This is a genomic window from Streptomyces kanamyceticus (assembly GCF_008704495.1).
Taxonomy (GTDB): domain Bacteria; phylum Actinomycetota; class Actinomycetes; order Streptomycetales; family Streptomycetaceae; genus Streptomyces; species Streptomyces kanamyceticus.
Genome location: NZ_CP023699.1, coordinates 2,429,976 through 2,453,601 on the forward strand (window position 1 = coordinate 2,429,976; position 23,626 = coordinate 2,453,601).

3 protein-coding genes (1 of these 3 running past the window's edge) are annotated in these 23,626 nt (G+C 74.2%); all 3 read right to left on the minus strand.

Annotation, left to right across the window (positions count from 1 at the left end; genetic code table 11):
- Tightly spaced (each overlapping or abutting the next), the 3 genes in view from CP970_RS09630 to CP970_RS09640 form a layout consistent with a single transcriptional unit that may run on beyond the window.
- Positions 1 to 7,221 (minus strand): amino acid adenylation domain-containing protein, encoded by a 7,221-nt coding sequence (locus CP970_RS09630; RefSeq protein ID WP_055543447.1) that lies wholly within the window; start codon positions 7,219 to 7,221, stop codon positions 1 to 3.
- Positions 7,218 to 18,224: a non-ribosomal peptide synthetase gene (locus CP970_RS09635; protein WP_150493184.1), complete on the minus strand. Its 11,007-nt coding sequence runs from the start codon at positions 18,222 to 18,224 to the stop codon at positions 7,218 to 7,220. Before CP970_RS09635 ends, CP970_RS09630 begins: the two co-directional genes overlap by 4 nt.
- Positions 18,224 to 23,626 carry the end of a non-ribosomal peptide synthetase gene (locus CP970_RS09640; RefSeq protein ID WP_055543444.1) on the minus strand. The gene runs 16,596 nt beyond the window's last position, so only the last 5,403 of its 21,999 coding nucleotides appear in the window; its start codon lies beyond the right edge, outside the window; it ends in the stop codon at positions 18,224 to 18,226. Before CP970_RS09640 ends, CP970_RS09635 begins: the two co-directional genes overlap by 1 nt.

Consider the following 23,626-nt stretch of genomic DNA (forward strand, 5'->3'; position numbering starts at 1 on the left):
TCAGAGCCGGTCGGCGAGCGTGTCGCCGATGCGGGCGAGTGCGGAGTCGGCGGCGAGCAGGTCGGCGTGGGCGGCGTCGACGTCGACGATCTCGATGTCGCCGCCGACGTAGGGCCGCCAGGCCGCCTCGCCGCGCGGGCGGTCGTCGCCCGCCCGGTCGGCGCGCGCGGCGGCCGCCGCGGAGACCCGGGTCGCCGAGAACAGCAGCACGCCGTCGTCTGTCGGCTCGGGGCGGTGGGCGCGCAGCAGGTGGACGTTGTTGGCGTACACCCGTGACACGGCGGTCAGTTCGCGCTCGTCGAGCTCGCCGAGCGGATCGCCCCTGCCCACCAGGTGGGCCTTGTAGCGGGCCGCGGGGAAGCCGGTGTCGAGGAGCTCGGCGGCCTCGACGTCGAAGCCGTCGGCGCGCAGGTTGCGGGCGAGGAGTTCGGCGCGGTCGCGCTCGTCGGGGGCCGCCGCGGGCGCGGCGGCATCGGCGGCGCCCGAGCTCGGGTAGGCGTCCAGGAGCGCGAGGAGTTCGACCTTCTCCCCCTTGGCCCGCAGGAGCGAGGCCATGGCGTAGGCGACGTTGCCGCCGAGCGACCAGCCGAGCAGCCGGTAGGGGCCCTCGGGGTGCACGGCCCTGATCTCGTCGACGTAGTCGGCGGCCATCCGTTCGATCGACTCGGGCAGTACGTCGCCCTCGGCGAAGCCGCGCGCCTGCAGTCCGTACACCGGTACGTCGGCCGGGATGCGGCGCAGCAGTCCCGCGTAGCTCCAGCTCAGGCCGAGGCCCGGGTGGACGCAGAACAGCGGTGCCGCGGCGCCGTGCGGGCGCAGCGGCAGCAGGACGCCCAGCGGGTCGTGGCTGCCGCCGTCGCCGGACACGCGGTCGGCGAGGGCCGCGACGGTGGGCGCCCCGAACACGTCACGGACCGCGAGCCGCACGCCGAAGGCGGTACGGATGCGTTCGGCGAGCCGGGGCGCGAGCAGTGAATGCCCGCCCAGGTCGAAGAAGTTGTCGTCGATGCCGACCTTGTCGAGGTTCAGGACCTCGCGGAAGAGGCCGCACAGCACGTCCTCGACGGGCCCGCGCGGGCCGCGTCCGCCGACGGTGTCGTAGGCGGGCGCGGGCAGCGCCTTCTTGTCGACCTTGCCGTTCGGGGTGAGCGGCAGCGCGTCGAGGGGGGTGATCGCGACGGGCACCATGTAGTCGGGCAGTGTCTCGGCGGCGTACGCGCGCAGCTTCGCGGTGTCGACCGGCGTCCCCGGGTCGGCGGCGACGACGTGGGCGACCAGGCGCTTGTCGCCGGGCTGCGGCTCGTGCACGGTGACCACGGCGTGCGCGACGGTGTCGTGGCGGGTCAGGACCGTCTCGATCTCGCCGGGTTCGATGCGGAAGCCGCGGATCTTGACCTGCTGGTCGCTGCGCCCGATGAACTCGATCTGCCCCTCGGCGTTCCAGCGCACCAGGTCGCCGGTGCGGTACATGCGCTCGCCGGGGCCCGCGAACGGCACGGCGACGAAGCGTTCGGCGGTCAGCGCCGCGCGGCCCAGATAGCCGCGGGCCAGGCCCGACGCCGCGAGGTAGAGCTCGCCGGGGACACCGGGCGGCACGGGCCGCAGGCGGTCGTCGAGGACGTAGGCGCGGGTGTTGGCCATGGGCCCGCCGATCGGCACGGTGCCTTCGATGGGCCGGTCCGCGCGCAGCGCGTGGAAGGTGGCGAACGTCGTCGTCTCGGTGGGTCCGTAGACATGGGTGACGACGGTGTCGGGGCACTCGGCGACGGCCCGCCGCATGGTGTCCGGCGAGACGCCTTCGCCGCCGGTCCACACCTGCTTGAGGCCGCGCAGCGCCTCGACCCGCTCCTGGACGAGGAAGTTGAACAGCGCGGTCGTCAGGAAGACGCAGCTCACGTCGTTGTCCTGGATGACGCGCTCCAGTTCGGGCGCGCCCAGTTCACCGGGCGGCGCGACGACGACGGTGCGGCCCGAGAGGAGCGGCACCCACAGTTCGTACGTGGAGGCGTCGAAGGAGTGCGGCGAGTGGGCGAGCACCCGCTCCTGCGCCGCGCCCCGCCAGCACGGGTCGAGGGCGAGGCCGACGATGTTCTCGTGGCTGACCGCGACGCCCTTGGGGCGGCCCGTGGAGCCGGAGGTGAACATGACGTACGCGAGCTGGCCAGGGCGTACGGGTGCGCGGTCCGCGCCGCCGTCGGCCCCGGGGCCCGCGTCGGCCACCGCGACGACCCGCGCCGAGGTCACGTACGTGAGCAGGCTCTCGGCGCGCTCCCGCTCCGCCTCGTCGGTGAGGAGCACGGCGGGCGTGGTCTCGCCGAGGACCTGCTCCATGCGGCGCTGGGGGTAGCGCGGGTCGAGCGGCACATAGGCGGCGCCGGACTTGAGCACGGCGAGCAGCGCCACGACCAGGTCGGGCGAGCGCCGCATCAGGACGGCCACCAGGGCCTCGGGTCCCGCACCGCGAGCGGTCAGGCGGCGCGCCAACTCCTCGGCGCGGGCGTCGAGTTCGGCGTACGAGAGCGAGGCGCCCTCGAAGAGCACGGCGGTGGCGTCCGGGGTGCGCCGGGCCTGCTCGGCGAAGAGCTCGGGCACGCTCGCGGCCGGTGCCGGGTGCGCGGTGTCGTTCCACTCGGTGAGCACGCGCCCCCGCTCGCCCTCGTCCCACAGCTCGAAGCCGCTCACCGTGGTGGTGGGAGAGGCGACGGCCTGGGCGAGCAGGCGGGTGTAGCGGCGGGCGACGGTCTCGACGGTGGCGGCGTCGAAGACGTCGGTGGAGAAGTCGACGGCGCCGACGAGGCCCGCGGGCGTGCCGTCCTCGGTGTAGCGCTCGGTGAGGCTGAAGCCGAGGTCGAACTTGTTGGAGCCGTCGCTGACTTGCACGGTGTTCGCGGTGAGGCCCGGCAGGTCGAGGGTGGACCGCGCGGTGTTCTGCAGTACCAGGGTGACCTGGAACAGCGGGTGCGTGGTGGCGGAGCGGACCGGGTTGAGGACCTCGACGAGCCGCTCGAAGGGCACGTCCTGGTGGCCGTAGGCCGCCAGGTCCGTCTCGCGGGTGCGCCGCAGGAGTTCGCGGAAGGCCGGGTCGCCCGAGACGTCGTTGCGCAGCACCAGGGTGTTGACGAAGAAGCCGACGAGGTTGTCGAGCGCCTCGTCGCCGCGGCCCGCGACGGGCGAGCCGATGGGGATGTCGTCGCCCGCGCCGAGCCGGTTCAGGAGGGCGGCCAGGCCCGCCTGGAGCACCATGAACAGGCTGGCGCCCGACTCCCGCGCCAGGGCCAGGAGTTGGCGGTGCTGTTCGGCGTCGACGCTCAGGTGGATCTGGCCGCCGCGCTGCGAGGAGGCCGCGGAGCGCGGCCGGTCCAGGGGCAGTTCGATCTGTTCGGGCAGCCCCGCGAGCGCCTCGCGCCAGTGGGCGAGCTGCCGGGAGATCAGGCTGTCCGCGTCGCCCTCGGTGCCGAGCAGCTCGCGCTGCCACAGGGCGTAGTCGGCGTACTGGACGGGCAGCGCCGTCCAGGTGGGCGCCCGGCCTTCGGCGCGCGCGGCGTAGGCGGCGCCCAGGTCACGGGCGAGCGGGCCGCGCGACCAGGCGTCGCTGGCTATGTGGTGGACGAGGAGGAGCAGGACGTGGTCGTCGCCCCCCGTTGTCCCCTCGGTCTCGATCTCGAACAGGCGGGCCCGCAGCGGCGGTTGCTCGGCCAGGTCGAAGACGGCGCGCGAGGCCTGCGCGAGGGTCTCGGGCAGCGCGTCCTCGCGCACCAGGTCGGCGCGCAGCTCGAACGGCACGGCGTCCAGGACCCGCTGGTAGGGCTCGCCGTCGGCGGCGGGGAAGACGGTGCGCAGGCTCTCGTGGCGGCCTACGACGTCGGTGAGGGCCGCGGCGAGCGCGTCCCTGTCGAGGCGGCCGCGCAGCCGCAGCGCGATGGGGATGTTGTAGGTGTGGCCTGGCCCGGAGAGCTGGGCGAGGAACCAGAGCCTGCGCTGGGCGAAGGAGAGCGGAAGGCGCTCGGGCCTGTCGCCGTCCTGCCGGATCGCGGGCCTGGCGTCCGGCGCGCTGGCGTCGAGACGCTCGACGAGGGCGGCGACCGTCGGGGCCTCGAAGAGGCTGCGGATGCCGAGGTCCACACCGAGCGCCGAACGGACCCTGCCCACCAGACGCATCACGAGCAGCGAATGGCCGCCCAGGTCGAAGAAGTTGTCGTCGATGCCGATCCGGCGGCCGGTGCCGAGCACGTCGGCGAAGAGCCCGCAGAGGATCTCCTCGCGCGGCGTGCGCGGCTCCCTGCCGGTTGCCTGCGCGCCGTAGTCGGGGGCGGGCAGCGCCTTGCGGTCGATCTTGCCGTTGGGCGTGAGCGGCAGCGCGTCCAGCGTGACGTAGGCGGCGGGCAGCATGTACTCGGGCAGGACGCCCGCGAGGTGGCGGCGGGCCACGGCCTGGTCCCAGCCGTCCGGCCCCGGCACCGCATAGGCGACGATGCGCTGGTCCCCCGGCTCGTCCTCGCGCACGATCACCGAGGTCTGGACGACGCCCTGGTGTCCGGTCAACGCGGTCTGGATCTCGCCGAGTTCGACGCGGAAGCCGCGGACCTTGACCTGCTCGTCGACGCGGCCGACGTACTCGATGTCGCCGTCCGCGTTGCGGCGCACCAGGTCGCCGGTGCGGTACATGCGGGCACCCGGGGCCTCGTAGGGGCAGGCGACGAAGCGCTCGCCGGTCATCGCGGGACGGCCGAGGTAGCCGCGGGCGAGCTGGGTGCCCGCGATGTACAGCTCGCCGGGCGCGCCGTCGGGCACCTGCCGAAGGGCCGTGTCGAGCACGTACAGACGGGTGTTGGCGTTCGGGCGGCCGATCGGGATCGGGCCCTTGGGCGTCTCGTCCTCGGGCGAGATGCGGTAGTCGACGCAGTGCACGGTGGCCTCGGTGGGCGCGTACACGTTGAAGATGGTGGTGCCGGGGTGGCGCTCGCGCCAGGGGCCGATGACCTCGCCGCGCAGCTGCTCGCCGCCGAAGGTGATGCTGCCGGTCGGCGAGACCTCGTCGGGCAGTTCGGCGAGGAGCGCGAGGTGGGAGGGGCTCGCCTTCATGAACGTCGCACGTGCCGCGCCAGGACCGGGGCCAGGCACCGCGCGCTCGTCCAGTTCGGCGAGGCGCACCTGCCCGCCGCTGATCAGCGGCACGTACAGGGCGCCGACGCTCTGGTCGAAGGAGATCGAGGAGTGCAGCAGGCCGACGCCGTCGACGCCCGGGTACTCCTCGCGGCAGCGCTGGGCGTAGGCGGCGAGCGAGCGGTGCTCGACGACGACTCCCTTGGGGCGTCCGGTGGAGCCCGAGGTGTAGATGACGTACGCGGGGTGGCGCGGCGATGCGGGAGCGGTCCTGTCGGCGTCGGTGACCGGGCCCGGGTCCTGCCGCGCGACGAGCTCGCGGTGCGCCGCGCCGTCCACGGCGATGACCGGCACGCCGAGCCCGTCGAGCCGCTCCGCCGCCTCCGCGACGGTCAGCGCGAGGACCGGCGCCGAGTCGTCGATCATCCGCGTGATGCGCTCGTCCGGGTAGCCGAGGTCGACGGGCACGTAGGCGGCGCCCGCCTTGAGGACGGCGAGCATCGCGACGACGAGGTCGTTGACGCGCGGCATGGCGACGGCGACGTACGACTCGGGGCCGACGCCGCGGCCGATCAGGTCGCGGGCCAGCCGGTTGGCGCGGGCGTCCAGTTCGGCGTAGCCGAGCAGCGCCTCGTGGTCGGAGAGCGCGGGCGCTTCGGGCGTACGGGCGGTCTGCTCCTCGAAGAGGTCGCGGCAGGTCGTCTCGGGCAGCGCGGCGGCCTGCTCCGTACCGGCGCGGCCGGTGCCGGGCGTCGCGCCGCCGGTGACCGAGGCCGCCCGCTCGCCGTCGTCGATGCGGCCGACCGGCAGCTCGGGGTCGGCGAGCACCGCGTCGATGACGTGCCGCAGCCGGTCGGCGACGCGCTCCACCTCGGCCCGCTCGAACAGGTCGGGCCGGTAGCCGAGCGAGAACCGCATGGGCGGGCGCGGCAGGACGAGCAGGCCCAGCGGGTAGTGCATGGCGTCACTGGAGTGGATCTTGACGACGCGCGGCGCGTCGGCGGCGGGGGCGTCCTCGCCGCCCTGCCCGCCGCCCACCCGGGACGGGAAGTTCTCGAAGACCATCGCGGTGTCGAACAGGCGCTTGGAACCGACCCAGTTCTGGATCTCGGCGAGCCCCGCCCACTGGTGGTCCAGGAGCCGCGCCGACTGGTCCTGGAGCCTGCGCAGGAGCGCGCCGACGGGCTCGGCGGGGTCCAGCCTCGCGCGCACCGGCAGCGTGTTCATGAACAGGCCGACCATGTTCTCGACGCCGGGCAGGTCGGTCGGCCGCCCGGAGACGGTCGCGCCGAAGACCACGTCGGCGCTGCCCGTCAGACGGCCGAGGACGACGGCCCACAGGCCCTGCACGACCGTGTTCAGGGTCAGGCCCTGGGAGCGGGCGTACTGGGCGAGCGCGGCGTGCGACTCGTCCGAGAGCGTGAACCCGACGCGCTCCGGGCGCACCGTGAGCGGCCCGGGCTCGGGCGCGGCGAGCGTGGGCCTGTCCAGGCCTTCAAGGGCGCCGCGCCAGGCGTCGCGGGCGCCGTCGCGGTCGCGGGCGGCGAGCCAGGCCAGGTAGTCGCGGTAGGGGCGCACGGGCGGCAGCGCGGTGATGTCGCCGCGCGAGACGTACAGCGTCATCAGCTCGCGCAGGAGCACCGGCATCGACCAGCCGTCGAGCAGGATGTGATGGCACGTCATGATCAGGCGGTAGCGCTCGGTCGCCAGGCGGATCAGGGTGAACCTGACCAGCGGCGGACGCGCCAGGTCGAAGCGCTGCCAGCGGTCCTGGACCGCCACGGCCTCGGCCCCCGGCTCCCGGTCGGCCTCCGGCACGGTGGTCAGGTCCTTCTCGCGCAGTACGGCGGAGACCGTGCGCGGGATGAACTGCACGGGCCGCTTGACGCCCTGGAAACGGAATCCGGCGCGCAGGTTCGGGTGGCGCAGGAGCAGCGCGTCCGCGGCGGTGCGCAGCGCCGCCACGTCGACGTGGCCCTCCAGCTCCAGGAACACCTGGACGGTGTACACGTCCAGGGCGTCGTCGGCGTCCGCGTCGTAGGCGTGGTGGAAGAGCATCCCCTCCTGCAGCGGGGTGAGCGGGAGAATGTCTTGCAGGCCGGAGCGTGTGGTCGTCACAGGGACGCCTCCCAATCGGATTCCAAAAGCGCGATCTCGTCGGCGCTGATGGAGCTGAGCGCGACGTCGGACTCGGTGAGGCTGCCGGCGTCGGGCCGGCGGGCGTACTCCACCAGGGCTTGCAGGGCACGGAACCAGGCGTCGGCGAGCCGCTGGACGTCGGCCTGCGAGTGCAGCCTGCGCGCGAAGGTCCATTCGGCGCGCAGGACCGGGTTCCCGTCCTCGTCGTCGTGCGCGCCCGCCGTCAGTTCGACGGCGTGCGCGAGCGGCGCGCGGGGGTCCTGCCCCGCGAGGCCGCGACTGACGGCGGCCCAGTCGGCGGCCTCCTGCGCGGCGTCCGAACCGGTGAAGTGGCCCAGGTAGTTGAAGCCGAACTCCGGCGCCGGGGCGGCGGCCAGGTCCGTGCGGGTGCGGGGGTTGAGGTAGCGGAGCTGGCCGTGTCCCACGCCGTTGTCAGGCACGGCCCGCACCTGCTCCTTGACGTGCTTGACGAGCACGCCGGGCGTGGCGCCGCCGGTGCCCTCCGGGTCGGTGGCGAGCCGCAGCGGGTGCAGCATGGTGAACCAGCCGACGGTGCGCGACAGGTCGGTGCCGGGGTGCAGCTCCTCGTGCCGTCCGTGGTTCTCCAGGTCGAGCAGCACACCGCCCGAAGCACGCCCGCGCGAGCGCTGCCACGCGCCCGCCGCCTCGGTGAAGGCGGCGAGCAGCAGGTCGGTGACGCCCGCGTGCAGCTCCCCGGGCACCCAGGTCAGCAACTCCTTGGTGGTCTCCGCCGACAGGCTCACGGCAAGGCGTCCCGCGTCCGAGCGGGTGTCCTTGAGCGGGTCGACACCCGGATCCCGCGCGCCGTCGAACATGCCGCGCCACAGCGCCAGTTCACCTTCTCGGGCGGACTCGGTCGCGCCCTGGTGCAGGGTGCGGGCCCAGTACCGCCAGGGCGTGCCCACCGGGGCGAGCGCCGGGGCGTCCCCGCGCGCCACGGCCTGCCACGCCTCGGCGAGGTCGGGCAGCAGGATGCGCCAGGACACGGCGTCGACGCTGAAGTGGTGGGCGACGAGGACGAGGAGACCGCGCCGGTCGGTGTCGTCTGGCGCGTCGCCCCGGTCCAGCCACACCGCTTCGAACATCCGGCCCGTGGCCGGGTCGAGGCGCCCGCGGGCCTCCTCGGCGGCCGTGCGCAGCGCGGCCGGGAGCTCGGCGGCGCCGAGGGCCGACACGTCCACGCGGCGCACGCACTCCGCCGCCCGCACCGATCCGACGGGCAGGATCTCCACGCCGTCGTCCGTGCCGGTGTCGGTCACCCGCATGCGGAGCGCGTCGTGGTGGTCCAGGACCGCCTGGAGCGCGGTCGTCAGGGTCGGCAGGGCCACGGATTCGGGCACGCGCACCGCGACGGACTGGTTGAACGGGGCGACGGGGCCGCCCTGTTCGGTGAACCAGCGCATGATCGGCGTGGCGGGCAGCGTGCCCGTGCGCTCGTCCGCGCCCGCCGCGGGGCCCTCCTCACCGGCCGCCGATGCGAACTCCGCGAGGGCCGCCACCGACTGGTGCTCGAAGACGTCCCGCACGGTGAGGTGCAGTCCGGCCGCGCGGGCCCTGCCGACGAGCTGGATGGAGAGGATGCTGTCGCCGCCGAGGTCGAAGAACCCGTCGTCGACGCCGACCTGCTCCAGGCCGAGGACCTCGGCGAAGAGGTCGGCGAGCGCCTTCTGCCGGGGCGTGTCCGCCGCGCGGCCGGTGGCCAGGGCCTGGTAGTCGGGCGCGGGCAGCGCCTTGCGGTCGACCTTGCCGTTGCCGGTCAGGGGCAGCTCGGCGAGGACGACGACGGCCGCGGGCACCATGTAGTCGGGCAGCCGCTCGCGCAGCCACCGCACCAGGTCGGCGCCGTGCGGCTCCCCCTCGCCCTCGGCCGCGCTCTCCGCGTAGCCGACGAGGCGGCGGTCGCCCGGCCGGTCCTCGCGGACCAGGACGGCGGCCTGGGCGACTCCCGGGTGCTGGTCGAGCACGGCCTCGATCTCGCCGGGCTCGATGCGGAAGCCGCGCAGCTTGACCTGGTCGTCGGTGCGGCCGAGGTACTCGAGGAGGCCGTCCCTGTTCCACCGGGCGAGGTCACCGCTGCGGTACATGCGCGCGCCAGGACCGCCGAACGGGTCGGCGACGAAGCGCTGCGCGGTGAGCGGGGCGCGGCCGAGGTAGCCGCGTGCCAGCTGGGTGCCCGCGATGTACAGCTCGCCGGGCACGCCGTCGGGCACCGGCCGCAGGCCCTCGTCCAGGACGTAGAGCCGGGTGTCGGGGAAGGGCAGGCCGATGGGCAGGGACCCGTCGGGCAGTTCGTCGGACGCGGTGGCCCGCCACTCCGTGCAGCCCACGACCGCCTCGGTGGGACCGTACTCGTTGACCACCGTCACGCCGGGGTGGGCGCGCAGCAGTTCACGGACAGGGCCCGCGGTGAGGTTCTCACCGCCCAGGACGAGCTCGCCGCGCGGCACGTCCTGCGCGGCCATGCCCTGGATGAGCGGCAGATGGCTGGGCGTGGCCTTGAGGAACCCGGTCTGCGGGGCGTCGACGGCGCCGCCGTGCAGTTCCTTGAGGTCGCCGACGCGGACGGTGCCGCCGGTCAGGAGCGGCGTGTACAGGCCGGTGACCGTCAGGTCGAAGGCGAGCGGCGAGTGAAGCAGCGCGGTGCCGGAAGCGCCCGCGTAGCGGTCCTTGGCGGTCGTCAAGTACCGCACGAGCGGCAGGTGTTCGACGACGACGCCCTTGGGGAGGCCGGTGGAGCCCGACGTGTAGATCACGTACGCGGCGTTGCCCGGGGTGAGCGGCGCGGTGCGCTCGGCGTCCGTCACCGCCCCTTCGCCGTACGCGGCGAGCGCGGTCAGGGTCTCCGGCGCGTCGAGGTCGATGACGTCGGGCAGTCCGACGGCGTACGGGTCCGTGTCCTCGGGCAGCAGTCCGGCCGGTGTCGCCGACGTGGTCAGTACGGCGTGCGGCGCGGCGTCGCGCAGCAGGTGGGCGACGCGGTCGGCGGGGGTCTCCGGGTCGATGGGCAGGTAGGCGGCGCCGGACTTGAGGACGCCGAGTACGGCGACGACGGTCTGGGCGGACAGCGGCATGGCGATGGCCACGACGCTCTCGGGCCCCGCGCCGCGCGCGGCGAGCAGCCGCGCCAACCGGCTTGCCCGCGTGTCGAGTTCGGCGTAGGTGAGGGCCTCCGAGCCTGCGAGCACGGCGGTGCTGTCGGCGCTGGCCGCCGCCTGCGCGGCGAACAGGTCGAGCACCGTGGTGGGCGCCAGCTCCCGCACCGGGCCGCCGCGCCCGGTGAGGATCCTGTCCCGTTCGGCGGGGGCGAGGACGTCGATGGCGCCGATGCGCAGTTCCGGGTCGTCGGCGGCCGCGGCGAGGACGCGCAGGAGCCGGTCGACCAGGGCTTCGGCGGTCGCCGCGTCGAACAGTTCGGTGCGGTACTCCAGCCAGCCGTGCAGCCCGTCGGGCTCGCCCGCGCCGTCGCGCCGCTCGCTGAACGTGAGCGAGAGGTCGAACTTGGCGGAGGCGGTGCTGGTCTCCATGCGGCTGGCGTCGAGCGCGGTCTCCGGGCCCGCGCCGCCGCCTTCCTGCCGGTCGTTGTTGAAGGTGAGCAGGGTCTGGAAGAGCGGGTGGCGGCCGAGCGAGCGGACCGGGTTGAGGACCTCCACGAGCCGTTCGAAGGGCAGGTCCTGATGGGCGTACGCCGCCAGGTCGGTGCGCCGCACCCGGTCCAGGAGTTCCCGGAAGGTGGGGTCGCCCGCGGTGTCGGTGCGCAGGACCAGGGTGTTCACGAAGAAGCCGACGAGGTCGTCGAGCGCGCTGTCGGTGCGCCCGGCGATCGGCGTGCCGATCGGGATGTCGGAGCCCGCGCCGAGCCGGTTCAGGAGCGTGGCGAGCGCGGCCTGGGTGACCATGAACACGCTGGTGCGGCTGGTGCGGGCGAGCGCGCCGAGCCGCTCGTACAGCTCGGTCGGCACGGTGAAGGTGACCCGGTCGCCCTGGTTGCCCGAGACCGCGGGGCGCGGCCGGTCGGTGGGCAGCTCCAACTGCTCGGGCAGATCGCGCAGTTGCTCGCTCCAGTAGGCGAGCTGGCGGGCGAGCGGGCTGTCCGCGTCGCTCTCGTCGCCGAGGACCTCGCGCTGCCACAGGGCGTAGTCGGCGTACTGCACGGGCAGCGGCGTCCAGTCGGGCGCGGCGCCGCGCGCACGGGCGGCGTACGCGGTGGTGAGGTCGCGGCCGAGCGGCGCCATCGACCAGCCGTCGCCCGCGATGTGGTGGACGAGCAGGAGCAGCGCGTACTCGTCGGGCGCGAGGCGGAACAGGTGGGCGTGCACGGGCAGTTGGGCGGTGATGTCGAAGCAGTGCCCGGCCGCGTCGCGCAGGGCGCCCGGCAGGTCGGCCTCGGTGGTGTCGGTGACGTCGAGCCCGGGGCGAGCGGCCGCGGCGGCGATGACGACCTGGTGCGGGCCCTCGTCGTCCTCGGCGAAGACGGTGCGCAGGCTCTCGTGCCTGCCCACGACGTCCGCGAGCGCGGCACGCAGCGCGTCCTCGTCCAGCTCGCCCGTCAGACGCAGGGCGGTCGGGATGTTGTACGTCGCCGAGGGACCCTCCAGGTGGTGCAGGAACCAGAGGCGGCGCTGGGCGTACGACAACGGGAGCCGCTCGGGACGCGGGCGGGCGACGAGCGCGGCGCGGGCCCGGTCCGCGCGGCCGAGCGCGGCGACGAGACCGGCCACGGTCGGCGTCTCGAAGAGCCCGCGGACGGCCAGTTCGAGCCCCATGACGTCCCGGACGCGGCTGACCAGGCGGGTGGCGCGCAGCGAGTGCCCGCCGAGCGCGAAGAAGTCGTCGTCGACGCCGACGGACTCGACGCCGAGCACCTCGGCGAAGAGTGTGCAGAGGATCTCTTCCTGTGGCGTGCGCGGCGCCCGCCCCGCGGCGCGCCCGGAGTGGTCGGGCGCGGGCAGGGCCTTGCGGTCGAGCTTCCCGTTGGGGGTGAGCGGCAGCGCGTCGAGGGTGACGAGCGCCGACGGGATCATGTACTCGGGCAGGAAGGCGGCGAGCCCCTCGCGCACCTCGCGCAGGGTCAGCACGGCGCCGTCCTCGGGCACGGCGTACGCGACGAGGAGCTGGTCGCCCGGGTGGTCCTCGCGGACCAGGGCCGCCGCCTTGGCGACGCCGGCGTGGCGGCCGAGCGCGGCCTCGATCTCGCCCAGCTCGATGCGGAAGCCGCGCAGCTTGACCTGGTCGTCGGTGCGGCCCAGGTAGTCGAGCCGCCCGTCGCCGCGCCAGCGCGCCAGGTCACCGGTGCGGTACATCCGCTCCCCCGGCGCCGCGAACGGATCGGCGGTGAAGCGTTCGGCGGTGAGCCCGGCACGCCCCAGGTAACCGCGGGCCAGCTGGGCGCCCGCGATGTACAGCTCGCCCGGCACGCCGGGCGGCACCGGGCGCAGGCCCGCGTCCAGGACGTACATCCGGGTGTTGGCGAGCGGAACGCCGATGGGCGGGGCGCCGGTGAGCGCGGCGTCCAGCGGCGACGCGCTGGCCCAGATGGTGGCCTCGGTCGGGCCGTAGACGTTCACGGCCGACGCGCACGACGCGGCGAGGCGGCGGGCGAGCCCGGCGGGCAGCGCCTCGCCGCCGACCAGCGCGCGCACTCCGCGCAGCGCGTCGGGGACGGTGTCGAGCAGGCCGTGCCACAGGTTCGGCGTGGCCTGCACGACGGTGGTGCCGCTGTCGACGAGGAGGGCGCCGAGCGCGCCCGGGTCCCGCACGGTGTCGCGGTCGGCGAGCACGAGCGTCGCGCCGTCCACGAGCGGCAGGAACACTTCGAGCCCCGCGATGTCGAAGCCGATGGTGGTGACGGCGAGCAGCCGGTCGGCGGCGCCCATCGGGACGCGCTCGCGCATGTCGTTCAGGAAGTTGGCGAGGCTGCCCCTGCTGACGACGACGCCCTTGGGCCGCCCGGTCGAGCCCGAGGTGTAGATGACGTAGGCGGGGTGCGCGGCATCGGCGACTTCGGCCAACGGGTCTGCCACCGAGGGAAGTTCGGCCCGGAGGTCGTCGAGCAGCAGCCACTCCAGCCCGGTTGCCGCGTCCAGGTCCCGCACGGTCTCCGTGGTGCCGATGGCCAGCATCGGGCGGCTGTCCGCCAGCATGTACGCGATGCGCTCGCGCGGGTGGCCCGGATCGATCGGCAGATAGGCGGCGCCGCTCTTGAGCACGGCGAGCAGGCTGACGATCAGGTCGGCGCCGCGCGGCAGGACGAGCGCGACGAACCGCTCTGGCCCCGCACCCTTGGCACGGAGCAGCGCCGCCAACCGCTCCGCGCGCGAGTCCAGTTCGGCGTACGTGAGGGTGGTGTCACCCACGCTCAACGCCGGGTGTCCGGGGGTGCGGGCGGCCTGCGCGCGGAACGCCTCGGCGACGGACTCGGCGGGGAAGGCGCGCACGGTGGCGCCGTCCCTGCCGAGCAGCCGGTCGCGCTCGGCGGGCGCGAGCAGGTCGACGGCGCCGATGCGCAGGTCCGGGTCCGCCACGGCGGCGGCGAAGACCCGCTCCAGGCGGGCGACGAGCGCCTCGGCCGTGCCCCGGTCGAAGAGGTCCGTGCTGTAGGTCACCGAGCCGTGCAGCCCCGCGGGCGCCCGCCCCTCGGCGAACTGCTCGGTGAACGCGAACGACAGGTCGAAGCGGGCCGCGCCGTCCCCGCCGCCGACCACCGAGACGTCGAGCCCGGGCAGCCCGCCGATCGCGTCGGCCGCGGCGCCCTCGTCGGCGTTGTGGACGGTGAGCAGGATCTGGAAGAGCGGGTGACGGCCGAGCGAGCGGACCGGGTTGAGGGCCTCCACGAGCTGCTCGAAGGGCAGGTCCTGATGGGCGTAGGCGGCCAGGTCGGTGCCGCGCACGGCGGCGAGCAGATCACGGAAGGTCGGGTCGCCGCTCGTGTCGGTGCGCAGGACCAGGGTGTTCATGAAGAACCCGATGAGGTCGTCGAGCGCGGCGTCGGTGCGGCCCGCGATCGGCGTGCCGATCGGGATGTCGGTGCCCGCGCCGAGCCGGTTCAGGAGCGCCGCCACGGCGGTCTGCGCGACCATGAACATGCTGGTGTGCGTGGACCTGGCAAGATCGGCGAGCCCCTGGTGCGCCTCGGCCGACAGCGTGAAGGCCACCCGGTCGCCCCGGTGCGAGGCGACGGCGGGCCGCGCCCTGTCGGCGGGCAGCTGGAGCTCCTCGGGCAGCCCGGCCAACTGCTTCTGCCAATAGCCGAGTTGGGTGGCGAGCACACTCTCCGCGTCGTCCGCGCCGCCGAGCGTCTCGTGCTGCCACAGCGTGTAGTCCGCGTACGCCACGTCCGGCGCGGTCCAGTCCGGCGCGAGCCCGCCGGTGCGCGCGGTGTAGGCGGCGCTCAGGTCCCGGGCGAGCGGCGTCATCGACCAGGCGTCGCCCGCGATGTGGTGCAGCAGGATGAGCAGTACGTGTTCGTCGGGCGTGACCTTGAACAGCGTGGCCCGCACCGGGAGTTCGGCGGCCAGGTCGAAGCAGTGGCGGGCGGCCTCGCCGAGCTCGCGCGTGACGTCCTCGCTCGCGCAGGCCACGAGGTCGAACGCGGGGCACGCGTCCTCGGGCGCGAGCACGATCTGGCGGGGCCCCTCGTCGTCCTCGGCGAAGACGGTGCGCAGGCTCTCGTGCCGCGCCACGACGTCCGCGAGCGCGGAGCGCAGCGCGCCCTCGTCGAGGTCGCCCTTCAGGCGCAGGGCGGTCGGCATGTTGTACGTCGCCGAAGGACCCTCCAGCTGGTGCAGGAACCAGAGGCGGCGCTGGGCGTACGACAGCGGGACGCGCTCGGGACGGGGCCTGGCGACCAGCGCGGCACGCCCGCGCCCCGCCGTGGCCACCGCCGCCGCGACACCGGCCACCGTCGGCGTCTCGAACAGCTGGCGGATGGGCAGTTCCACGTCCAGCGTCCGGCGGATCCTGCTGACGAGCCGGGTGGCCCGCAGGGAGTGCCCGCCGAGGGTGAAGAAGTCGTCGTCGATGCCGACCCGGTCGAGTCCGAGCACCTCGGCGAAGAGCGTGCAGAGGATCTCTTCCTGCGGCGTACGCGGACCACGGCCGCCCGCCGGACGGTCGGCGTAGGCGGGCGCGGGCAGCGCGGCCCGGTCCAGCTTGCCGTTCACGGTGAGCGGCAGCGCGTCCAGCACGACGACCGCCGACGGCACCATGTAGTCGGGCAGCTGCCCGCTCAACTCGGCGAGGAGGTGCGCCGGTTGCACGGTGCGTCCGTCGGCGGCCACTGTGTAGGCCACCAGCTGGTGGTCGCCGGGCTCGTCCTCGCGCAGCACGAGGGCGGCCTGGGCGACGGCCGGGTGCGCGAGCACGGCGGACTCGATCTCGCCGAGCTCGATGCGGTGACCGCGCAGCTTCACCTGGTGGTCGGTACGGCCGACGTACTCCAGCTGGCCTTCGTGATTCCAGCGGGCGAGGTCACCCGAGCGGTACATCCGCGCACCCGGCTCGCCGTACGGGTCGGCGGTGAAGCGCTCGGCGGTGAGACCGGCCCGGCCCCAGTAACCGCGCGCCAACTGCGGGCCCGCGAGATAGAGCTCACCCGCGACACCCACCGGGGCGGGCCGCAGCGCACCATCCAGGACGTACATCCGCAGGTGCCCGAAGGGACGACCGATCGGCACGGGACCGTTGGCGACCGCCTGACCGGGCAGAATCTCGAACTGCGCGCAGTTCACCGTCGACTCGGTCGGACCGTAGGCGTTGATGACGCGGACAGAGGGGTGCCCCTCGCGCCACACCGCGAGCGCCTCACCGGTCAGCTGCTCGCCGCCGATGATCAGCGTCCCGCTCGGGCTCACCGAATCCGGTAGCTCCTGGAGCAGCGGGAGGTGGCTCGGAGTCACCTTCATCAACGAAGGCTGCGCACGCGACGCATGGTCGTCACCGTCCAGCGCGGCGAGGTGGACGTGACCGCCGACCGTCAGCGGGGTCCACAGCGCGGTCACCGTCAGGTCGAAGGACAGCGGCGAGTGCAGGACGGTCGCACCGGACGCGTCCGGATAGGCAGCACCCGCATGGCCCAAGTAGGCGGCCACAGCGCGGTGTTCGACCACCACGCCCTTCGGACGGCCGGTCGAACCCGACGTATAGATGACGTAGGCGGTGTCGCCGGGAGCGGGGTCGGCCAACTCGGCTTCGTCGTCGGCCAGTTCAAGACCATCGAGTACGACGACCGGGACCTGCGTCGCAGGAAGCCCGCCCGCCACCTCCGCCGACGTAAGAACCAGAACCGGCGCCGCGTCCTCCAACATGTAGGAGATCCGCTCCACCGGGTACTCCGGATCCACCGGAACGTACGCCGCACCCGACTTCACCACCGCGAGCAACGCCACCACGGCGTCGACACCACGAGGCATGGCGACGGCCACGAACCGCTCGGCGCCCGCACCCCGCGTGATCAGATACCGCGCGAGCCGATCCGCACGAGCCACCAACTCCCCATACGTGAGCGCCGAATTCTCATCGCTCACGGCCACCGCATCCGGCGCGACCCGCGCCCTCTCCGAAACCAGCTCCGGCAGCGACACCGACGACACCACACCACCCGCGTCGCCGTTCCACTCCACCAACACCCGCTCACGATCCACCGCACCCAGCAGGCCGATCCGGCCCACCGGCACCTCCGCGTCGGCCACGAACGCCGCGAGGACCCGGGCGACCCGCTCCGCGATCTCGTGGACCCGCTCGTCCCCAAGGAGGTCGGGGCGGTAGTCCACGCGCACGTTCAGCGCGGTGCCGCGCAGGTCGGCGATGAGCTGCATGGTGAAGTGGCCGCCGCCGCGGATCGCGGCGCTGTCCACGGTGAGGCCCGCGGAGCCGAGTCCGGCGTCCAGTTTCGCGGCGTTGACGGGGTAGTTCTCGAAGACCATGCCGGTGTCGAACAGGCCGGTGGACCCTGCCCAGCTCTGCGCCTCGGCCAGGCTGACCCACTGGTGGTCGAGGAGCCTGGTCTGCTCCTCCTGGAGGCGGCGCAAGTACTGGCCCACGGACTCGGCGGGGTCGATGCGGGCGCGCAGCGGCACGGTGTTCATGAAGAGGCCGACCATGCTCTCCACGCCGGGCAGTTCGGCGGGGCGGCCCGACACCGTGACGCCGAAGACCGCCTCCGACGCGCCGGTCAGCTGGGCGAGGACCAGCGCCCAGGCGCCCTGCACCATCGTGTTGACGGTGAGGCCCTGCGCCCGGGCCCGGTCGACGAGCTTGGTGCTGACGTCCGGGTCGAGCGGCACGGGCATCTGGCGCGGGAGTTCGGTGATGGGGCCCGCGTCGGGCGCCACGACGGTCGGCGACTCGATGCCCGCGAGGGCCTCGGTCCACGCGGCGCGCGCCGCGTCCTTGTCGCGTTCGCCGAGCCAGGCCAGGTACTCGGCGAAGGGCCGCGGGCGGGGCAGGGCCGCGCCGGTCGTGCCCGTGTAGAGCGCGGTCAGTTCGCGCAGCAGGATGGGCAGGGACCAGCCGTCGAACAGCATGTGGTGGTTGGTCATGACCAACCGGTGTCGGTTGGGGGCCAGTTGGATGAGCGTGAAGCGGATCAGTGGCGGGCGCGCGGGGTCGAAGCGGCGCAGCCGGTCCTCCTCGACGGTGCGCCGCGCCTCGTCCTCGCGCTTGTCGTCGTCGAGCGCGGTGAGGTCGACGACCGTCCAGGGCACCCGCACGCCGCGCATGACGATCTGCACCCAGTCGCCGTTCTTGCGCTGGCGGAAGGAGGCCCGCAGTGTGGCGTGCCGGTCGAGGAGCTGCTGCGCCGCGGCGCGCATGGCCTCCGCGTCGAGCTCGCCGTCCAGGTCGAGGACGAACTGGCGGATGTAGACGTCGAGTCCGGCCTTGTCGAAGAGGCTGAGGAAGAGGAAGCCCTCTTGCAGCGAGGACAGCGGCTGGATGTCCTCGATCTGTGGTGGCTGCTTGCTCACTACTGGTTCTCCCAATCGGACATGAGGTCTTCCTCGAACTCGTCGATCTCTGCCTGGCTCAGCGACGCGTGCGTGATGTCGGACGGCGTGAGGCCCGTCGCGTCGGGCCTGCGCGCGTGCTCCACCAGGGCCGCCAGGGCCGTGAACCACAGGTCGGCGAGGCGCCGGATGCCGTCGGCGTCGTACAGACCGGCCGCGTACGTCCAGTTGGCGGTCAGGAGCGGCCCTTCGGGCCCGTCCTGCGCCGCGCAGTTGATCTCGACGGCGTGGGTGAGCGGGGTGCCTTCGGGGCGGCCCGCGACGCCGCCCGCGACGCGGTCCCAGTCGCCCGGGTCCCCGGCGACGGCGCCGCGGCCCAGGTAGTTGAAGCCGTAGTCGGGGGCGGGGAGGGCGGCGAGCGCGGTCGCCGTGCGCGGGTTGAGGTGACGGAGGAGGCCGTAGCCCATGCCGCTGTCGGGGAAGGCCCGCAGCGCTTCCTTGACGTGCCGGATCGCCCGGCCCATGGCGGGCCCGCCGTCCCACACCTCCGCTTCGTTGCGCGGTGCGAGCCGGATGGGGTGGACGCTGGTGAACCAGCCGACGGTGCGCGAGAGTTCGGCGCCGCGCACCGCGTCCTCGTGCCGTCCGTGGCTCTCCAGGTCGACCACGACGGGGCCCTCCTGCTCGCCGCGTTCGCGCCGCCACTCGGCGACGGCGACGGCGAAGCCGGTGAGCAGCACGTCGTTGACGCCGCCGGTGAAGACGCCGGGCACCCAGCTCAGGAGCGGCTCGGTGACGTCGGCGGGGAGCGTGAGCGAGAGCGTGCCCGCGTCGTCGTGGCTGCCGTACACCTGCTCTACAGCGGGCCTGTCGAGGATGGCGCGCCAGGTGTCCAGCTCGCTCTCGCGGTCCTGCGTGACGGCCATCTCCCGCAGGGTGTGCGCCCACTGCCGCCAGGACGTGCCGACCGGTGCGAGGTGCGGGTCGGTTCCTTCGTGGGCGGCCCGCCACGCGTCGGCGAGGTCCGGGAGCAGGGTGCGCCAGGAGACCGCGTCGACCGCGAGGTGGTTGGCGACCAGGACCAGGAGGCCCGGGCGCGCGCCCCTGTCGAGCCAGACGGCCTGCAGCATGACGCCGCGGGCCGGGGCGAGCCGGGTGCGGGCGCTCTCGGCCTCGCGCCTGACCGCCTCGGGCAGTTGGTCCTCCGTCAGGTCCGCCGCGTCGACGCGGACCAGGCAGGCGGTGGCGTCGACGGCGCCGGGTGGCAGCACGTCGAGGTCGGTGTCGGGCGTGAGCCCGCCGACCCTCAGGCGCAGCGCGTCGTGGTGGTCGAGCACCGTCTGCAGGGCCGCGCCGAGCGTGCGGGGCCCGGCCTCGGCGGGCACCTGGACCACCGCGGACTGGTTGAAGCCGTCGACGGGGCCGCCGCTCTCGCCGTACGCGCTGATGACGGGGGTCGCGGGCAGCGGGCCCGTGGGGGCGACGTCCGATGCGGCCACGCCGGTCCCGGCGGTCAGGTCGAGCCCGGCGAGCCTCGCGACGCTCTGGTGCTCGAACACGTCGCGCACGGTGAGTGCGAGTCCGGCGGCGCGGGCCCTGCTGACCAGCTGGATGGAGAGGATGCTGTCGCCGCCGAGGTCGAAGAACCCGTCGTCGACACCGACCCGCTCCAGGCCGAGCACGTCGGCGAAGAGCGCGGCGAGGCGCTTCTCGATTCCGGTGCCCGCCTCGCGTCCGGTGGCCAGGGCCTGGAAGTCGGGCGCGGGCAGCGCCTTGCGGTCCACCTTGCCGTTGGTGGTCAGCGGCAGCGCGGGCAGGACGAGTACGGCCGCGGGGACCATGTAGTCGGGCAGGCGCTCGCGCAGCCGGTCGGTCAGCTCGGCGGGGTCCGGTGCGGCGTCGCCCGACGGCACCGCGTAGGCGACCAGACGGCGGTCGCCGGGGCGGTCCTCGCGGACCAGCGCCGCGGCCTGGGCCACGCCAGGGAACCGCGCCAGCACGGCCTCGATCTCGCCGAGTTCGATGCGGTAGCCGCGCAGCTTGACCTGGTCGTCGCCGCGGCCGAGGTATTCGAGAAGACCGTCGCGGGTGAACCTGGCCAGGTCGCCGGTGCGGTACATCCGCTCCCCCGGCGCGCCGTGCGGGTCGGCGGTGAAGCGCTCGGCGGTGAGCGCGGCGCGGCCGAGGTAGCCGCGGGTGACCTGGGCGCCCGCGATGTACAGCTCGCCGACGACGCCGTCGGGCACCGGCCGCAGCCCGGCGTCCAGGACGTAGAGGCGGGTGTGGTCGAGCGGCCTGCCGAGCGGCAGGCGGGCACCCGGCTCGTACGGCGCGGTCACCGCGTGGTGCGCGACGCACAGCGTGGTCTCCGTCGGCCCGTACAGCTGGCGCAGCACGAGGTGCGGCGCGTGGTCGAGGACGCGGGCCACGGCGTTCGGGGCGACGACGTCACCGCCGGTCAGGACCTCCTTGACGGTGGCGAAGCAGCCGGGTGCCTCCTCGGCGACGACCCGGAAGAACCCGGCGGTCAGGTGCACCCCGGTGATGCGGTGGCGCTCCAGGAGCGCGCCGAGTTCGGCGGCGTCCAGGGTGCCCGGCGGGGCCACCACGACGGTGCCGCCGGAGAGCAGCGGGACCCACATCTCGTAGTTGGAGACGTCGAAGGCGTGCGGCGCGTGCAGGAGCACGCGTTCCCGCGCGGCCGGTGACCAGCAGCCGTCGAGGGCCAGGTCGACGACGCCACCCTGCGTCGCGGCGACGCCCTTGGGCACGCCGGTCGAGCCCGACGTGTACATCACGTACGCGAGGTCGGCGGGCGCGAGGTCGCTCTCCAGCGCCTCTTCGGCTGCCTCTTCGGCCTGTCCCGGCTGGTGGTCCTCGTCGGCCCGGACGACGGTGAGGTCGCCGCCCAACTCGGCCGCGCGCGGCGCCTCTTCGGCGTCCGTGACCACGTGCCGCGCCGCCGCGTCGTCGACGACGAAGCGCATGCGCTCCACCGGGTACGACTCGTGCAGCGGGACGTAGGCGCCGCCCGCCTTGGCGACGGCGAGGGTCGCCACGAGCAGGTCCGCCGAGCGGCGCATCAGGAGCACCACGGGGGTGCCGCGCCGCACGCCGTCCGCGCGCAGCCGATGCGCGAGCCGGTCGGCCCGTGCGTCGAGGTCGGCGTAGGACAGCGTCCGCTCGCCGAAGACGACGGCCGGTGCGTCGGGGGTCAGCTCGGCCTGCCGCCGGAACAGCTCGGGCAGGGTGCCGGGCGCGGTGGCCCTTCCGGTGTCGTTGCGGCGTACGAGGATGTCGTGGCGCTCGGCGGCGTCGAGGACGTCGAAGGAGCCGATGCGCAGGTCCGGTTCCGCCGCGACGGCCTCGAGCAGCCGCAGGAACCGGTCGACGACGGAGACCGCGGTCGCCCTGTCGAACAGCGCGGTGGCGAAGTCGAGGATGCCGGAGAGCCCGGCGGGCGTGCCGTCGGCCGACCGGCCCGTGGCGAGGGCCAGGGCGAGGTCCACCTTGGCCGCGGCGGTCCCGAGCCGGTAGGGGGCGACGTCGAGACCCGCGAGTCCGGCCTGCTCGACCGGGTCGTCGTCGACGGTGCTGACGCTCAGCAGGACCTGGAAGAGCGGGTGCCTACCGAGGGAACGGACCGGGTTGAGCGCCTCCACGAGCTGCTCGAAGGGCAGGTCCTGATGGGCGTACGCGGCCAGGTCGGTGCGCCGCACCCGGTCGAGCAGCTCACGGAACGTCGGGTTGCCGCCGGTGTCCGTGCGCAGGACCAGGTTGTTGATGAAGAAGCCGACGAGGTCGTCGAGCGCGCTGTCGGTGCGTCCGGCGATCGGCGTGCCGATCGGGATGTCCGTGCCCGCGCCGAGCCGGTTGAGGAGCGAGGCGAGCGCGGCCTGCACGACCATGAAGACGCTGGTGTGCGTCTCCTTGCCGAGCTCGGCGAGGCGCCCGTGCAGCGCGGCTGGCACGGTGAACGTGACCCGGTCGCCCTCGTGTCCGCTGACGGCGGGCCGCGGCCGGTCCACCGGGAGCTGCAACTCCTCCGGCAGATCGGCCAGTTGCTCAGTCCAGTAGCTCTGCTGGCGGGCGAGCACGCTGTCCGCGTCGGCCACGCTGCCGAGGGTGTCCCGCTGCCACAGCGCGAAGTCGGCGTAACTCACCGCGAGCGGCGCCCAGTTGGGCGCGGCGCCGCGGGTCCGCGCCTGATAGGCGGTGCCGAGGTCACGGGCGAGCGGCCCGGTGGACCAGCCGTCGGTGGCGATGTGGTGGATCAGCAGGAGCAGCACGTGCTCGTCGGGCGCGGTCCTGAACAGCGTGGCCCGCACCGGCAGGTCGCACCGCAGGTCGAAGGCGTGCCCGGCGGCCTCGACGACGGCGGCGTCCAGCTCGTCCGCCGCCACGTCGACCACGGTGAGCCCTGGCACGGCGGCATCCGCCGCCAGGACGATCTGCCGGGGCCCGTCCTCGTACTCGTACTCGGCGAAGACGGTCCGCAGGGTCTCGTGCCGCACGACGAGGTCGGCGATCGCCGAACGCAGCGCCTCGACGTCGAGCACCCCGGACATCCGCAGGGCGGTCGGGATGTTGTACGTCGCCGAAGGGCCCTCCAGCTGGTGCAGGAACCAGAGGCGGCGCTGGGCGTACGACAGCGGGACGCGCTCGGGGCGCGGGCGCGGCGCCAACGGGGCGCGCGCGGCGCGGGCGGCACCCGTCAGGGCCTCCGCGAGGCCCGCCACGGTCGGCAGGTCGAAGACCTGCCGGATGGAGACGTCCACGTCGAGCGCCTGCCGGATCCTGCTGACGAGCCGGGTGGCGCGCAGCGAGTGCCCGCCGAGCGCGAAGAAGTCGTCGTCGACACCGACGGCATCGACACCGAGCACCTCGGCGAAGAGCGCACAGAGGATCTCCTCCTGCGGGGAGCGCGGCAGCCGCCGCGCCTGCGCGGCGCCGCCGAACTCCGGCGCGGGCAGCGCGGCCCGGTCGAGCTTGCCGTTCACGGTCAGCGGCAGCGCGTCGAGCACGACGACCGCCGAAGGCACCATGTAGTCAGGGAGCCCGCCGCGCAGCCGCGTCTGTACGTCGGCGGGCGCGAGGTCGGCTCCATCGGCCTGTACGACGTACGCGACGAGGAGCTGGTCGCCCGGCTGGTCCTCGCGCACGACGACGGTGCCCTGAGCGACTCCCGGCTGCGCCAGGACGGCGGACTCGATCTCGCCGAGCTCGATGCGGTGACCGCGCAGCTTGACCTGGTGGTCGGTGCGGCCGAGGTACTGGAGCTGACCGTCACGGTTCCAGCGGGCGAGGTCACCCGAGCGGTACATGCGCGCACCGGGACCGCCGTACGGGTCGGCGGTGAAGCGCTCGGCGGTGAGACCGGCCCGGCCCCAGTAGCCGCGCGCCAACTGCGGACCCGCGAGGTA